The following is a 15,164-nucleotide window of genomic DNA, read 5'->3' on the forward strand; positions in this document are numbered from 1 at the left end:
TGTCCCAAAGTGCCTTACAATTACGCGCTGACTCTACACTATTTACCTTATTTTCTTTCACAAGTATGGTAATACTTACTTTGTGATCCGCTTCAATAATCCGTTTACGCCCATTTCTCGCCCCGCAGTTCTGACAGGTGAACCTATCCCGTACAAAAACAGCCCGTTTCCATAGTTCATACTCATCCATCCGACGAATAAGACGGACAAGGTTGCTCACTGAAACAACTTTATCCAGTGATTGACTATTCATAGAATTTACACCTGTTCAACGTTTATGGGATGGAACGCTAAAGCCTCCGTGATCATAGGGTTTAACCCTTCAATCAGGATTTCAAGGTGGTACGAAAGTGCGCGAACCTCATCAGCCAATAAGCGGCCATGATTAGCGACCAAATAGGGGTTTTTGGTCAGCAGGTAAACATTGCGAAGGGTCTCGATTTGGGCGTAGAAACTACCAGTGGAAACTAGCGGCAAGCTGACTACTTGCTCAAGGGAGTTTTGATTGCTGTTAGAAACAGCGTTATTTTGCATGATAATCATAACTGTAATGGTTTTTGATTTGCCGCCCCTTCGCTGCTTCCGCCAAGATGTTAGCGTTGGGGCTTTTTTGTTATCGTTTGACTTTATAAATATAGCAATAATTATGGATATATCCATAATTATTGCTTAAAAAATTAACCTAAAGTAATATCAAATGAGACGCCTAGAGCATTAGCAACTTTTTGGATTGTCTCTATAGTAAGATTCTGTTTACCTACTTCATATTGATTTACAGTGCCAACTGATAAGCTAATCTTGTCAGCCAATTCTTTTTGCGTTAATCCTTTAGCTTTTCGAGCCTCCCGAATCTTTTCTCCTACCCGCCGTTTTATGTCTTCCATTGATTATTACTCTACCTAACTATTGCTTTTACTTAGTGGCCAAAGATTGGTTATTATCGGGCATTTACATTGTAAGCAAAACATTTATTATACTATTTTCTACCCTGAACTATAACCTGTATCACGCAGCCATCGCGCAATTTAAGTTTTGCCTTTTAACTGACAGATTCAAAGTTATTCTTTACAAAAGAAAAAATAATTTAAACTGTACACACTGGCTTAGTGTGTTTCCTTTTAAAGCTTTTTTTAATGTTTCGTTTACAGTGATACAACATATTGATTTTCAATAGATTATAGCAAAATATATAACTTATAACACGTTCACGTATAACCCAATTCACGTTTATATATAACTCGTATCTCGTATAGTTATAACCTACTTCTCGTCAAACTATAACTCAATTCACGTATATAACCTGAAACACGTAGCTCGCAAAGATCCGCTTATTAGGTAATTTGTGCCTGAATACACCTCAAGTAGGCACAAAATAATTTTTTTACTGATGTAATCTCTTCCCATTTGTCCAAATCTTTAGGAATTTAACGAGAGTTAGGCAAACTGATTACGATGGCTTATTCAAAACATATAACCGCTAACACGTAACTATAACCTAGATCACGTATGCATACAAAGCCACTAAAAATTACCCTGATAAGTAAACACAAATTTTTTGTAGTTCAGTTGAATTAACTTAAGTTGTTGTGATTTAGCAGTGCAAGGATATGACCAAGGAGACTACATTACGAAGACGCTCGGATATAGGTGAACGAACAATTGCCCGAATGAAAGCGGGTAGAAACGGTATAGTTGAGGCTACGTACCGAATGGACGTAGTGGAATTCCGCGTGTTTTTTACCATGCTTACCATGATTAGTCCAGATGACGTAACCTTCTGTGAGTATGAACTACGCGTTGCCGATATTATCCGATTATTTAGTTTAAGTCGGGACGGGCGCAGTTACGAAAGCATAAAAGATGCAGCGGAACGGCTCGTAAATAAAACAATGGTCATTTATCATACAAAGGAAGATGGTAACCGGTATCGTACAGTTATCCCCTTTCTGACCAGTGCTAGTTCGCAAGTCGGTAATACTAAATCTGAATCGATTCGGGTTACTTTTCATCCTGAGCTAAAACCGTATTTACTTCAACTTCGCTCGGAGTACCTTGAATTTGACGTACGTAATCTTTCAGGCGTACATAGTCAATTTTCTATTCGCCTGTACATGATGCTACGTCATCAGATGAACTTAAAAAAGACATCCATTCGCTACACGGTGGAGCGGCTCCGAGACGTCTTTGAAATTGGTGAAAAAGAATATCCGCTTTACGGTAACTTTAAGCAGAAAGTACTACTCAGAGCTTGTAATGATTTAAACGCCTCTACCAATATACGTATCAATCAAATGATAGAAGAACGTAGTAACCGTAAAGTTGCTGCGGTCATCTTTCATATGTCTTCTCAGGCCCTACCCCTACTGCAAACGGACAGCCAGTCTAAAAAAATAGCAAACGAAAGAGCGGAATCAACTTTATCTGCTAACAATGAACAACAATCCACACCATTAGCAAGTGCCCTTGCAACTGAGTATGTAGTTGATCAACTGCATAGTTCTATTGCAAATTATGTAGGACGCGAAACCGTAAAGAACTGGCTTCAAAAATCACCAGTGGATCAAGTGCGTAACGCTATACATTATACACTGAAGCAATTAAAACAAGGCAGTGTTATAAAGAACGTAGGAGGTTATATACAAAAAATGATTAATACCCATTTACCAGCAGTACCTGACAATAAAAATCCGACTGTAGATACAACAATCCAAATAGCCAAATTAAAAGCCGATGAACAACAGGCTACAGAGGCCAAATTAAAAGCTCTTACAGAAACTAAACATAAGATTGCCTTCCAGTTATTGAAAGATCACCCTGAATGGCATGAACCAGTTCAGCAGCATATGCAATCAGGATTATTCGGTAGATTTTATGACAAAACGCTATCACTTTTCGACAATGTACGAAGTCCGGTTATGTACGGCCCATTTTTCCAAAGCATTGAGCGCTTATCTCCTTTGGTGTTTAATGATATAGAAAAGGACGAAGAGTAAGCCACTATTCAACGGCTTCCCTCCTACCCTTCAATTTTTAAACGTCTGGGCCTTTTAGACCAAGCCCACAGATTCATATAGTTTGAATAATTGTCTGTTTGAGGCACCCTATCTGCACAGATTGTATTACATTGAGTATTTACGTTTCTCGCGCGCCATTTTTTCTTCAATGGCTTCTAATATCCAATCGTGGGTCGATATGCCGAGTTTGGGGCTGGCCAACTTACGCGGTCGTTTAGCTCTAAGCCCTTCAATCTTAGTAAGTACACCTTGCGTCAAGCGCAGGTTGAAGAACTTAACTGTATCGTCATCTATTGGCTGATCATCCTTTTTGAGGGTAGAACTACCTTTGTTGATTACAGCTTCGATTTCTGCTTCGGTAGGCTGTTTCTTACGCTGTGGCGGGAGTGTTGTGGCCATGTAATACGTTATTAAAAAGTGCGTTAATTTCGGCGACAGCTTTCAAATCAGGTTGTTCGGTTTCAAACACGGCAAGCCCTACCCCTGCTGCATTGCTAAATGCTTTTCGGTTGCAGATGGGATATGGTAGATACTGGATTGCTGGATACGTTGCTAGCGCCTGGGCAACCTCCCGGTTATCGGCGCTTTTAATGTCGGCTCGGCTCAGGAACGTGTATGCCTTGAGGGGTTTATCCCGAATCGACTGGATTTCATCTATTACCTCAATGACCTTCGTGATTGTCCATAAATCGAAGCTGCGAGGCGCAAACGGGATCATAGCCACATCAGCCACTGACAGAGCCGCGCGTTGACTGGTGGTGTCCCTACCCCCGGTGTCAATGACGATATGATCGTACTTTGACCGCATACTCTCGACTTGTTTACGTAGGTTAGCTCCGGTCATATTCACCAGCGTATAGCCAGTATCCCCCCTGGTCTGCTCCCGGTATGCCGTGAAGTCACTAGACGTCTCTTGCTCGTCGCCATCGACCAGCAACACGTCGTGGCCCTCTTTAACTAGCCAAGCCGCAAAATTGACCGCTAACGTGCTCTTACCGACGCCACCCTTAATCGAATTAAAAGAGATGACCATTTAGATCAAAATTTAGTATAGTTTCCAGGTTCGATAATAGTATGGAAAACAGATGTGAAAGTAGTATACCATTTGTAAAGTTTTAAGACGGATAAAAGATTTAAATTTAGTATTAATTTAGATTTGAAATTAGGTGTGGAATTAGATTTAGAATCTAGATTAAAATAGATGATAATACTTATCTAAACCTAGAAGAAATAAAGATTTGAAAATAGATTTAAAAATTTATATAATGTCTCAATCAAATTAGATGTATAATTAGATGTATAATTAGATGTATAATTAGATGTATAATTAGATGTATAATTAGATGTATAATTAGATGTATAATTAGATGTATAATCTATCTTATTTCTTGGATAATATCATAAAATAATGCCAATATTTCAACGTATATCTTACTCATTATCAAAGCTATAGCAGTATTTACCCTATAAAAAATTTATATTACTTCTCACTACCTATAATAATATTGCATAGGCTGAATCAAGTGTTCATCTTTATAACTTATCTAATATAAACGTACGAAGGATGAAAAAATCATTATTTAACTCAAGTTAAGCATTTAAAATTTACCAGCCGGAAGGCAACGACTGCGTCAATGACGACATAAATATCTTGGTTGTAAAGTGTTTGGCCGATCCTATCGATGGATAGAATATCTTAGTATTTGTGAACGAAGAATAAATTGTCTATCCCTTGAAACAAGTGGGGTAGGGGAGATGGTGCGACTAATTGATAATTATACGCCTTTAAGTAGCAGCGTAGGCCGTAAATGCATCTGTTTGACTAAGCTATCTAATTCCGCGTAGGAATTCGGAAGCAGTTCAGCGGAGGAGGCTTTAAAATAGACGTTATTTAACCGGACAACTTGTCCTATGTTATAGGACGGAGGGGAAGGAGATTTAGTAACAACTGGTGAAGAGGGGAGGGGAGGGGATGGTTCTACGACCGGTACGGATGGGCGTGGCCAGAAATAAGCAACGAATAAGTTTAATCAAAGATTACCGTCCTTCACCCCGTAGTCCATACCCAATCGTATTGATCGCTGTGACCTGGTTGTTTTGATAAAAGGTATGCTGTTCAGTAAATGTTTGTTGGAGTGGAACGCTAGCGGATATTGACGCTTCGATGTTATCGTAATGAACGCCCACTTCAGGGATAATAAACCAGCTTTGGGGCATACTGCTCCGGCGCTGAATAACACTACCGGTACCAGTATCAAGGTAATTGAAGGTGAATGGCTCGTTAACCGATACGGCTGGTTCAATATAGGTAACGCCGAAGGCCTGGCTGGTTCCCAGCCGAAGAAATAAACCATCATTTCCAGAACGGGAAAGCAGTTTACTCCAGTAATATGTTAGGACCGCATTGACCTGAAAATACTTTACATAGGCGTTCCACGAGACAATAGAGTACCCCTTAAAATAGTAGCTGTTATCATAACTGGACGAAAAAAGCTGTTGCGAGTAATCCGCTCCAAGTAGGATCGACCAGGCCCGGTCAGTATTGTAGTTGACCCGCTTCAGACCAATGTCTATCCCGGCGCGAATGGGTAGTGGATGAACAGTTTTTTCGTTTCCATTCTGGTAAATCAGAGATTTAGGCGGTGCTCCTTTATAAAGTGAGAAACCACTGGTTCCCTGTTCACGCGTGTAGTCCGGGGAAAATTGCAGCACATTGTAACCGCCCTTGGGCGATACAACCAGTTGAAGTTCTTTTTTGTCATATTGAGCCAGTGATGAGGTTACGACAGTGGCAACTATACTTAAGCTCAGACTAACCAGCTTCCAGTTATTAATTTGAAAAGGTAGGTCCATATTTCTCAGACAATTGAGTTCGTTAAAAGACCCGATAAAAATGCACTGAGATTATGAAATACGGGAATAGACTTATCAATTGGTTCAGTTTAGGCATGGTAAACTGAAAGACATAATATCATCAGCGTTAAGATATCGACTTTCGAAACAACTTATCAATCATTATTAATCTCTTTGAGCGTTCTAAGGCTAGCTGTACAAAAAGTATTCACTCCACAAGCCATGCATGAAAGCTGCTAATTATAAAGTTGCTTTCACGAAAACTAAAGGGAGGTTTTCGTGAACGCTTTTGACTTATGTTTAAATCAACCACAAATACCTATTTCACAGCGAATTAGATAGTTCAGAAAATAAAAGCGGCTGACATTTTATTGAACGAAATTAAGTTTTGGCTTAAGTCTGATATAGTTTGTCGTTTTTTGGTTAAACTAATAACCTACATCAGGTTATGATAATGACGCCGATCAGATTAGTTAGCGCAGTATCGGGCCATTACTTCACCAATCTGGTTACCACAGATCAATCAAACTTTTTCGCCATGATTTCGTCAGTATGTTGGCCGAAACAAAAAATTTCCCCATTGCGTCAAGTAGTCTGGCGAATAAACTAATTGAGGAGACCCTCTCCCCATAGTCGACTGTGCCCAATCAGTCTTCTGATGTCAGGTATCCGAAACGTAATACTTTCCTAGTCCCACGTTTCCGTAAATTCAAGCCTTATCAACCGAGCTATAAAAAAAAATCAGCAACGAGAACAACGCTGGAAAGGGCACTGATATTCGCTTTTCAGATTAGGTAAAAAAGCTCCGGTTAGCAAGCCGAAACCAGTATAACTTAGCGCATGCTGAACGATTTTGTACAAATGAGTTAGTTAGGGATTTTGCATCCACTGCCAGCCTGGTGTTTAAGTTGGTTTTCTACTGCCGTACCGTCTATCGCAGCCCAATGGTCAATGATTTTTCCATCCGCTACCCGGTAAAACCGATAGCCCATTGTACTAACCTGAGCACCTGTAGGTTTAATACCCCGCCATATACCTACGTGCGTCATTTGCATGGTAATCTTTAGAATTGTCTTACTGGCTTCTGTAACCTGATCGTCAATAAATGTCTGATGCAAAAATGACTGACTCGTTGCCTGAATCCAGTTTTGTAAGCCTTTACCATCTGGCGATAACGCTATTGGGAGTGAATGGTCCACGTAATCCGGATGCAGATACAGGTCCAGCTTTTCGAATTGCTGTTGATTCCAGATGGCCTCGATGAAATCAGCGACTAGTTGTTTGGTTTGATGAATGGACATGGCGTTGATGTTTTAGACAACGCAAAAGTAGCCGGGCAATAGCCCTAAAATCTGTGACAAAAGTCAAAAAAGAAGCCTTATTTCAACTTCCGAATTCGGCTTAACGTTTCCCGGCGAATCCCTAAAAAAGAGGCTAGATGGCCCAGCGAAACGCGCTGTACCAAATCAGGTTGTTTTTTTACCAATCGGTTATAGCGTTCCCTGGCCGAATAAAGGGTAAACCAGGCCGCATACTCTTCCTGCTCTTCGAGCAAGTTTTCCAGTAGCCGTCTGCCAAAGGCCTCCAGGTGATGAGACCGCTCATATAACCCGAGTAAGTCGGCTTTTGGAATGCTTTGCAGGGTTGACGATTCAAGCGCCTGGATACTCAACTGGGCGGGTTGCCCTGAGCGCAGACTTTTCATATCCGTAACAAAGCTGTTTTCAAGCGTAAAGGCCACGTTTCGTTCCTCACCATCGGTTAGATAGAAACTTCTCAATAGCCCTGTCTGAAGAAAAAAGATGTGTTTACACACCTGGCCAGGTTTCAGGAGTAGATCCCCTTTTACCAGTTGATGCTCAACCAGTACGTTTCGGAGTAGCCCCCATGTGTCTTTGTCGAGGGTTACAATTTGGTTCATAGAAGCCTGCATAGTACGAATTGAAATAGGTCGTAATGTAAGGGTTGAATGGCCATGTAATTAATTTAAACGTTATGTTCTTACTTTGGTGGTCTGAATTGCCAGGTAATCAACTCATGAAGATATTGGTCGTTGAAGACGAAGTGAGTTTAGCGTCGTTTATCAAAAAAGGACTCGAAGCGGAATCCTTTACTACCGACGTCGCCTATGATGGCTATGTTGGAAAGCAGCTCTTCCAGAAAAACGAGTACGATGTCGTCATTCTGGACGTCAACTTGCCGTCGATGAATGGATTTGATCTCTGCCAATTCATTAAACGGGAAAACGAACGTACTCCCGTTCTGATGCTCACGGCACTGGATACCCTGGAGGATAAAGTCCGCGGATTTGACGCGGGCGCGGATGATTATCTGCCTAAACCATTTGCTTTCAAGGAATTGTTGCTCCGCCTTCGGGCCATCACCAAACGCCACGTGCTTCGTCATTCCACGGTCCTGCGCCTGGCTGACTTAACGCTGAATTTAGATACGAAAGTGGTCATTCGCGCCGAAAAGCGCATCGAGTTAACCACCAAAGAGTTTGCGCTGCTGGAATACATGCTGATGCATAAAGGCAAAATTATTTCCCGCGCCGAACTCGCCGAACGGGTCTGGGATACGGATTTTGACTCCAACACGAATGTCATCGATGTGTACGTCAACTACCTGCGCAAGAAAATCGATAAAGAGTTTTCGTCCAAACTCCTGCATACAGTCATCGGCATGGGCTACTCGCTGCACGAATCTTAAGGTACGCTCAGAGACGACCGATCTATGCTGATCCGACACAAACTAACCCTTCTGTTTACCGGCATCGTGCTGGCCATCCAGCTAGCCTTCACCAGCTTTGTCTACACCTTTTATTCGGTGTACCGGCAGCAGGGGTTTACCGTACGGTTGCAGGGAAAGGCCCGGTTATTCGGACGGGTTATGATTTCTCGTCATTCGGCCCAGGGCGTACTGGACCGGGCACTGAATGCGACGGATCTGCAAACCCTTACTGAAGAACACATCAGCATTTTTGACCAACAGGGTAAGCTGGTATTTACCAATCAACTCCCCGCTTTTGTGCAGAAGGAAACCCGGCTCATTCCGGCGTTGGCCCAACAATCCCCCCTTACGTTTACCATCAATCGAAATGAAGGGGTTGGAATTGTATATCAAGATCGGGGCTTGTCGTATTCAATCTTTGTGACGGGCTATGACCGGCTGGGTCATTCCAAACAGCAAAATTTGTTTATGATCTTACTGGTCGCCAACATCGGCGGCTTTTTGCTGATCCTGGTCGGAGGCTGGTACTTTGCGGGGCGATTCTTACGTCCCCTGGCCAGCATGGTGAGTATGGTCAGGAGCGTCCAGCCTGTTTCGGATGCACATCTGCATCTCCGACTAAATGAAGGCAACCAAACGGACGAAATTGCCCAATTGGCGATCACCTTTAATCAGCTATTGACCCAACTTCAGGCAACCTTTGAGAACCAACGGCAATTTGTCGCCCACGCGTCCCACGAACTGCGCACGCCCTTAACAACGGTGTTGGGAACCCTTGAAACCTCCCATCAGTACGATTCCGACCCGATTGACTTCCGGCTTAGTATGGAAGTGGCCATGCGGGAATTGACCAAGCTGGTTGGGCTGACCAATAGCTTATTGAATCTGGCCAAATCGGGCGACGGCTCGCTGGCGATGAGACCCATTCGATTAGAAGAATGCGTGATGGCGGCTGTGAGTCAGGTCAAACGAAAACGAACGGGCTGTAGCATTTTATTTCAATTTGGACAGATGCCCGATGACGATTTTTTCATGGTCTTGGGTAACGAAATCCTGCTCACGACGGCGATACAGAACGTGATCGACAATGGCTGCAAATACTCTGAGCAAGCCGTTCATGTCGATTTGTTTACCCAGCTTGCTGATGGCCTGCACGTGATCACCATAACCGATCAGGGTATTGGTATCTCGCCCGACGATCTTCCGCATGTGTTCGAGCCATTATACCGGGGGCAAAATGCGGGTAAGGTAGATGGATTTGGCGTGGGGCTGGCGATTACTCAGCAGGTTATTCAACGGCACCGGGGTACCATTAGTCTGACGGATAGTCCAACAACCGGAACGATGGTGCGGATTGAACTGCCCGCCCTGGATGCTAAACCTGTTACGGTCGTATAACGGATCAAGCCACTTCCTGGGCATCAACGTCGATCCATTCGTAATTCTAATGAATTCTAATCTCCGCCTAAGACGGCTCTAATCCCGCAACATCATCTTTGTCCCGGGCTTAAACGTCGATCGGGTTATGAAGCGGACTGCCTCCACTAATTTCTTTGTGCTTATTCTGGGGATCGCGCTCCTGGCATCACTGGGTGTAAACATCTACCAGTTGTATAGCCGAAGTGCCTTCTGGCCACCTGATGGGGAGGTCGTGGACCGGGAAGCTGAATCCACTCAGTTGCTCCAGCAATTATCAAGCTGTAGTCAGGAAAACACCCGAAAAGATAGCCTCATCGCCGTGCTCAAACAACGGTCGGCGATTACTACGTACTCTACCTTGTCCAGCCAACAAGGACCCTAATCGACGTGGCAAGCTGATTTCTAAGGTATTCCTGGTTCACACTGATACGTCTCGTTTATGAACATCTCGTTGCCAAGTCGATGGCTTACTGGCCTGCTGCTGATCAGCGCTGGCATTGTGTCGGCTCAAACTAGTCCCGCTGATTCCGTCCTGACGCTTGCCAGAGCGCTTGATCTGGCCGTGCAGAATTACCCATCCATTAAAAATAAACTCACCGAAACCCAGGCAACACAAGCGGATCTGGCTGCGCGGAAAGCCAGTTTTTTGCCCGTTGCCTCGTTTCAGGCCCAGGCCTTGTACGGGACGTCCAATAACGTACGGGGTGCTACCTTTCCCAATGAAGGATCGACCAACTCGGTTTCCAGTGGGGTTAAAGCCAATGGACCGACAACGGATGCGGTCTGGGGCAGCCTAAGCTCCCTAAACGTCAACTGGAAAGCCATCACCTTTGGTCGTAACAAAGCCGAACTGGCGCTGTCCAAATCGGCGATTCAGCGGGCAAATGCCGATTATAATCAGGAATTGTTCATTCACCGGGTCCGCGTGGCCGATACCTACCTGATGGCATTGATTATCGACCAGACGGTCAAGGTGCAGGCGGCTAATCTAGCCCGGATCGACGCTTTCCGGACCGTGATGCAGGCCAATACCCGCTCGGGCCGACGGCCCGGTGTTGATAGTGTGCTGGCCGATGCCGAGGTGGCTAAAGCCAGGCTTTTGTTGATTGAGAGTCGCCGAATCGCCCAGCAGCAACGGGTGCAACTGGGCGAGTTTATGGGCTTGCCTGGTTCGACGTTCCGGCTGGATACCAACACCTTTCAGGTAGCCTTACCCCCCGATTTCCAGTTTTCAGTCGAAAAGCTGGCCAATCATCCGGTACTGTCCTACTTCCGACGGCAGATTGAGTTTAGCCAGGCCCGGGTGGAAGCTATCCGAAAATCCTATTTACCCGCTATCGCGTTGAATGGCTCATTTTGGGCCAGGGGATCGGGGATCAGCGATAACACCACCCCCGAAGGTAATTTCATTTATAACCCATCCCTGGGAGCGGGTTTACCGTTCCGGGTGGCTAACTATTTTGTGGGCGTGAGTACGTTTTGGCGCTTCAGTGATGTGTTTCGGACCCGTCAGGAAACCAAGGCGCAAGTCTTGCGGACGCAGGGGGATCAATACCAGTATGATCAGGAAGTGCTCCGCATCAAGGCTGAGCAGCAAACGGCCGATCTTCAAATTCAGAACGCTTACGAGGCCGCTCAACAGGCTCCCATTCAATTGGGTGCGGCACGGGCGGCTTATGAACAGGCACAGGCCCGGTACACGGCGGGTTTGTCGAACGTGTACGAATTTACCCAGGCGTTTACCTTGCTTAACCGGGCTGAGATCGACCAGTTCGTCACGACCAATAATGTCTGGCGGGCACTCCTACTCAAGTCGGCTGCCGAAGGTGACTTAACGGATTTTATTAAACTGACTACGAAATAAACCTGCTTTAGATGAACCAACTTATCGCGTCTGCGCTCACCCGACCCGTTACCATTGTGGTGCTGGTGCTGGGCATGCTGGTGTTCTCGGTCATGGCCGTGCTGAACATCCCCGTCGATATCTTTCCCAAACTCAACGCCCCGACTATTTACATCGCTCAGTCCTACGGCGGCATGATGCCTTCCCAGATGGAAGGCTTTATTGCCACCCGGTATCAAAATCAGATGCTGTACGTCTCGGGTGTGAAAGATGTGGATGTCAAGAACGTGCAGGGCCTGACGCTGGTGAAGTGTTCGTTTTACGAAAATACGAACATGGCCCAGGCAGCTGGTGAAGTGGCCAATCAGGTGAGTCGGGTGCTTTCCTACCTGCCACCTGGCTCGCAGCCGCCAGTCGTGGTTCGCTTTGATGCCTCCACGCTGCCCGTGGGTCAGCTCGTATTCAATTCCAAGACCCGATCCTTGTCGGAAATTCAAGATCTAGCGTCGACGAAGATCAGACCCCTACTGGCCAAGATTCCAGGCGCTTCCTCTCCGCCACCGTTCGGGGGTAACGAACGAACGGTGGTGATCAAAGTTGATCCCAGCAAGATGCAGTCCTACGCGCTGACGCCCGATCAGATTGTGCAGTCAGTCGTTAAAGCCAACCAGATTTCCCCGGCGGGGGTAGTGCGCATGAAAGACTATGCTTACATGACGCCTTCGAATTCGGTCATCAATACGGTGAGCGAGTTTGCGCAAATTCCGCTGAAAATGGGGACGGGTCCCACCGTCCTGTTGGGGGATGTGGCCACCGTCAATGACGCGGCTGATCAGACAGTCGGCTACGCCCTAGTAAATGGGAAGCGGGCCGTTTACATCCCGGTGACTAAAACGGGAGATGCCTCTACCATGGCGGTTGTAACGGCCCTAAAAGCTAAGCTTGCCGAGATGCAGAGCTTACTGCCCGATGACGTGAAACTCAGCTACGAATTCGATCAGTCGGTGTACGTTTCCAATGCAGTCAGTGGATTGATGAGCGAAGGCATTATCGGAGCCGTCCTGACGGGCCTTACGGTGCTGCTGTTTTTGCGCGATTGGCGCAGCTCGCTGATTGTGGTCCTAACGATACCGGTGGCCATCTTGGCGGCAGTGATGCTTTTGAATGCGGCTGGCCAGACCATCAACATCATGACCTTATCCGGACTGGCGCTTGCCATTGGTATCCTGGTCGATGAAGCGACGGTGACGATCGAAAATATTCACCAGCACCTGGAAATGGGAAAACCCAAAGCGCGGGCGATTTACGATGCTTGTCTGGAAATTGCCTTCCCCGAATTTTTGATTCTAATCTGTATTCTGGCTGTTTTTGCCCCCTCGTTTTTAATGAGTGGCGTACCCAAAGCCATGTTTTTACCCCTGTCGCTCTCGATTGGTTTTGCGATGATCGTAGCCTTTTTTCTGGCCTTAACGCTCGTGCCGGTCTTATCCAATTGGTGGATGAAATCGCATCACAAAGGGGATCATGAAGAGGCCGTGCAGGCCCTAAATTCACAGGAAGTCGCGCAGGTAGAAAGCCATGCTCACTATGAAAAGACGACCAAAAACGAGCTGAAGGGGTTTGATAAATTCAAAGCGCGGTATTTATCGCTGGTTGAAACGCTGTTACGCCATCGAACGCTGGTGATCAGTTGTTACATCCTAATCACGTTTGGATTAGCGGGTTTACTGTTTATGCACATTGGTCAGGATATGCTCCCCAAAAGCAATGCAAAACAGTTTCAGGTGCGGGTCATTGCGCCCCAGGGCATGCGCATCGAACGGACAGAGGAGCGGGTTCAGCGGGTACTGGGCATCATCGAGCAGTTGGTCGGTAAAGAAAACGTCGAAATTTCGTCGGCCTTTGTCGGCATGACCCCGTCCAGTTACGGGACCAGTAATCTCTATGTGTTCAACGCCGGACCTCACGAAGCAACCGTGCAGGTAGCATTGAGTGAAGCCTATACCGGCAATATGGATGTCCTCCGGGATAACCTGCGGGCTGCTGTGCGGAAACAACTGCCGGGCGTGGGTATTTCCTACGAGCCCATTGAGTTGACCGATAAAATTATGAGCCAAGGCGCGTCAACGCCGATTGAAGTGCAGGTCGGAGGTAAAAGCCTGGAAGATGGCCAGGCCTACGCCAAGCGGTTGCAGGAGGGGCTTAAATCCATTCCCTATCTACGGGATATTCGCATCAAACAACCCTTGAATTATCCCACGCTGGATATTCAGTTCGACCGGATCAAAGCGGCTCAGTTTGGCCTAACAGCCGATGATATATCGAAAAGCCTGGTCGCAGCCACCTCGTCAAGCCGGTTTACCGCCAAGAATCTCTGGCTGGATCGAAAAACCGGCTATGCCTATCAGGTGCAAGTGCAATTGCCCGAATACGAAATGAGTTCGGTGGAAGACATGGAAAATATTCCTCTGGTGAAAGGCCAGCTTCGCCCGACGCTGGGTGATGTGGCGACTATTCGTCGGACAACCGTACCGGGTGAATATGACCGCAGTGGTCCCCGGCGACTGGTAACCGTATCGGCTAATATTTTCAATAAAGATTTAGGGACGGCCACCCGGGATGTGCAACAGGTGATTGATGGCTTAGGCACCCCACCCAAGGGGACCGTGGTGGATTTGCAGGGGATGGCGCAGCTATTGCGCGACACGCTGGGCAGTTTGCAAACGGGTCTGGGACTGGCCATTGTGGTTATTTTCCTGGTGCTGATGGCCAATTTCCAATCGTTTGGTGTGGCCTTCGTGGTGCTGTCAACGATTCCAGCGGTGCTGGCCGGGTCGCTGGGGCTGCTCAGTCTGACGGGTAGTACACTCAACCTACAATCCTACATGGGCATTATCATGTCGGTTGGGGTATCGGTGGCCAATGCTATCCTGTTGATCACCAATGCTGAACAATTACGGCTGGTCTATAACGACTCCACCAAGGCGGCTCTTACAGCGGGGAGCATGCGTCTGCGACCCATTATGATGACCTCGCTGGCCATGATTGCCGGGATGATTCCCATGGCCTCTGGGCTGGGTGAAGCAGGGGATCAGTCGGCTCCGCTGGGGCGGGCGGTGATCGGAGGGCTGTTTTTCTCGGCGTTTGCGGCCCTGCTAATTCTCCCCGTCATTTTTGCCAGTGTCCAGGGGAAAGCCTCCGTGAAATCAGCCTCATTGAATCCTAATGATGAGGAAAGCGAGTTTTATGACGGTGTAGACCCGCTGAAAAAACAACTTTTAACCACGCACCCCAACTAATCTGCC

At 46.3% G+C, this 15,164-nt stretch carries 13 protein-coding genes; 6 read left to right on the top strand and 7 right to left on the bottom strand.

What is annotated here, in order from left to right; genetic code table 11:
* Positions 1–258: 258 nt before the first annotated feature.
* Together BM202_RS31335 and BM202_RS31340 are read right to left on the bottom strand one after the other, a co-directional pair.
* The gene (locus BM202_RS31335; protein ID WP_093833773.1) at positions 259–543 is read right to left on the bottom strand and encodes a hypothetical protein; all 285 of its coding nucleotides are present in this window, start codon (positions 541–543) and stop codon (positions 259–261) included.
* A 134-nt stretch (positions 544–677) separates the two neighbouring features.
* The gene (locus BM202_RS31340) at positions 678–884 is read right to left on the bottom strand and encodes a helix-turn-helix domain-containing protein (protein ID WP_093833686.1); all 207 of its coding nucleotides are present in this window, start codon (positions 882–884) and stop codon (positions 678–680) included.
* 783 nt (positions 885–1,667) lie between these two features.
* Between BM202_RS31340 and BM202_RS31350 the strand changes: the two genes are divergently transcribed.
* Entirely contained in the window at positions 1,668–2,993 is a 1,326-nt protein-coding gene (locus BM202_RS31350; RefSeq protein WP_177236755.1) for a replication initiation protein, read from the top strand.
* A gap of 126 nt (positions 2,994–3,119) precedes the next feature.
* Here the strand turns inward: BM202_RS31350 and BM202_RS31355 are convergent, their stop codons facing one another.
* The 5 genes from BM202_RS31355 to BM202_RS31375 all read right to left on the bottom strand — a co-directional run bounded on the left by BM202_RS31355 (position 3,120) and on the right by BM202_RS31375 (position 7,788).
* Positions 3,120–3,413 (bottom strand): hypothetical protein, encoded by a 294-nt coding sequence (locus tag BM202_RS31355; RefSeq protein WP_093833692.1) that lies wholly within the window; start codon positions 3,411–3,413, stop codon positions 3,120–3,122.
* On the bottom strand, positions 3,385–4,047 hold the full coding sequence (locus BM202_RS31360) for an AAA family ATPase (protein WP_093833694.1): 663 nt from the start codon (positions 4,045–4,047) through the stop codon (positions 3,385–3,387). The genes BM202_RS31355 and BM202_RS31360 overlap by 29 nt, the downstream gene beginning before the upstream one ends.
* Positions 4,048–5,051: 1,004 nt before the next feature.
* Complete coding sequence (locus BM202_RS31365) at positions 5,052–5,867, bottom strand: hypothetical protein (protein WP_093833696.1); 816 nt, start codon at positions 5,865–5,867, stop codon at positions 5,052–5,054.
* A gap of 866 nt (positions 5,868–6,733) precedes the next feature.
* Positions 6,734–7,168, bottom strand: coding sequence for an ester cyclase (locus tag BM202_RS31370; protein ID WP_093833698.1), 435 nt, complete (start codon positions 7,166–7,168; stop codon positions 6,734–6,736).
* Between the two features lie 77 nt (positions 7,169–7,245).
* Positions 7,246–7,788: a Crp/Fnr family transcriptional regulator gene (locus tag BM202_RS31375; protein ID WP_177236756.1), complete on the bottom strand. Its 543-nt coding sequence runs from the start codon at positions 7,786–7,788 to the stop codon at positions 7,246–7,248.
* A 116-nt stretch (positions 7,789–7,904) separates the two neighbouring features.
* Between BM202_RS31375 and BM202_RS31380 the strand changes: the two genes are divergently transcribed.
* The 5 genes from BM202_RS31380 to BM202_RS31400 all read left to right on the top strand — a co-directional run bounded on the left by BM202_RS31380 (position 7,905) and on the right by BM202_RS31400 (position 15,158).
* Positions 7,905–8,576, top strand: coding sequence for a response regulator transcription factor (locus BM202_RS31380; RefSeq protein WP_093833702.1), 672 nt, complete (start codon positions 7,905–7,907; stop codon positions 8,574–8,576).
* 24 nt (positions 8,577–8,600) lie between these two features.
* The gene (locus BM202_RS31385; RefSeq protein WP_093833704.1) at positions 8,601–9,995 is read left to right on the top strand and encodes a sensor histidine kinase; all 1,395 of its coding nucleotides are present in this window, start codon (positions 8,601–8,603) and stop codon (positions 9,993–9,995) included.
* Positions 9,996–10,122: 127 nt separating this feature from the next.
* Entirely contained in the window at positions 10,123–10,398 is a 276-nt protein-coding gene (locus BM202_RS31390) for a hypothetical protein (RefSeq protein ID WP_093833706.1), read from the top strand.
* 57 nt (positions 10,399–10,455) lie between these two features.
* On the top strand, positions 10,456–11,880 hold the full coding sequence (locus BM202_RS31395; protein ID WP_093833708.1) for a TolC family protein: 1,425 nt from the start codon (positions 10,456–10,458) through the stop codon (positions 11,878–11,880).
* 11 nt (positions 11,881–11,891) lie between these two features.
* A complete protein-coding gene (locus tag BM202_RS31400; protein WP_093833710.1) occupies positions 11,892–15,158 on the top strand; it encodes an efflux RND transporter permease subunit in 3,267 nt (1,088 codons plus the stop codon).
* The last annotated feature ends 6 nt before the right edge of the window (positions 15,159–15,164 follow it).

The sequence above is a fragment of the Spirosoma endophyticum genome, from assembly GCF_900112365.1.
Classification (GTDB): Bacteria; Bacteroidota; Bacteroidia; order Cytophagales; family Spirosomataceae; genus Spirosoma; species Spirosoma endophyticum.

Coding starts and splice junctions, on each gene's coding strand:
- BM202_RS31340 (WP_093833686.1), bottom strand. CDS start 884: ATGGAAGACATAAAACGGCGGGTAGGAGAAAAGATTCGGGAGGCTCGA.
- BM202_RS31370 (WP_093833698.1), bottom strand. CDS start 7,168: ATGTCCATTCATCAAACCAAACAACTAGTCGCTGATTTCATCGAGGCC.
- BM202_RS31355 (WP_093833692.1), bottom strand. CDS start 3,413: ATGGCCACAACACTCCCGCCACAGCGTAAGAAACAGCCTACCGAAGCA.
- BM202_RS31400 (WP_093833710.1), top strand. CDS start 11,892: ATGAACCAACTTATCGCGTCTGCGCTCACCCGACCCGTTACCATTGTG.
- BM202_RS31365 (WP_093833696.1), bottom strand. CDS start 5,867: ATGGACCTACCTTTTCAAATTAATAACTGGAAGCTGGTTAGTCTGAGC.
- BM202_RS31390 (WP_093833706.1), top strand. CDS start 10,123: ATGAAGCGGACTGCCTCCACTAATTTCTTTGTGCTTATTCTGGGGATC.
- BM202_RS31335 (WP_093833773.1), bottom strand. CDS start 543: ATGATTATCATGCAAAATAACGCTGTTTCTAACAGCAATCAAAACTCC.
- BM202_RS31380 (WP_093833702.1), top strand. CDS start 7,905: ATGAAGATATTGGTCGTTGAAGACGAAGTGAGTTTAGCGTCGTTTATC.
- BM202_RS31385 (WP_093833704.1), top strand. CDS start 8,601: ATGCTGATCCGACACAAACTAACCCTTCTGTTTACCGGCATCGTGCTG.
- BM202_RS31360 (WP_093833694.1), bottom strand. CDS start 4,047: ATGGTCATCTCTTTTAATTCGATTAAGGGTGGCGTCGGTAAGAGCACG.
- BM202_RS31350 (WP_177236755.1), top strand. CDS start 1,668: ATGAAAGCGGGTAGAAACGGTATAGTTGAGGCTACGTACCGAATGGAC.
- BM202_RS31375 (WP_177236756.1), bottom strand. CDS start 7,788: ATGAACCAAATTGTAACCCTCGACAAAGACACATGGGGGCTACTCCGA.
- BM202_RS31395 (WP_093833708.1), top strand. CDS start 10,456: ATGAACATCTCGTTGCCAAGTCGATGGCTTACTGGCCTGCTGCTGATC.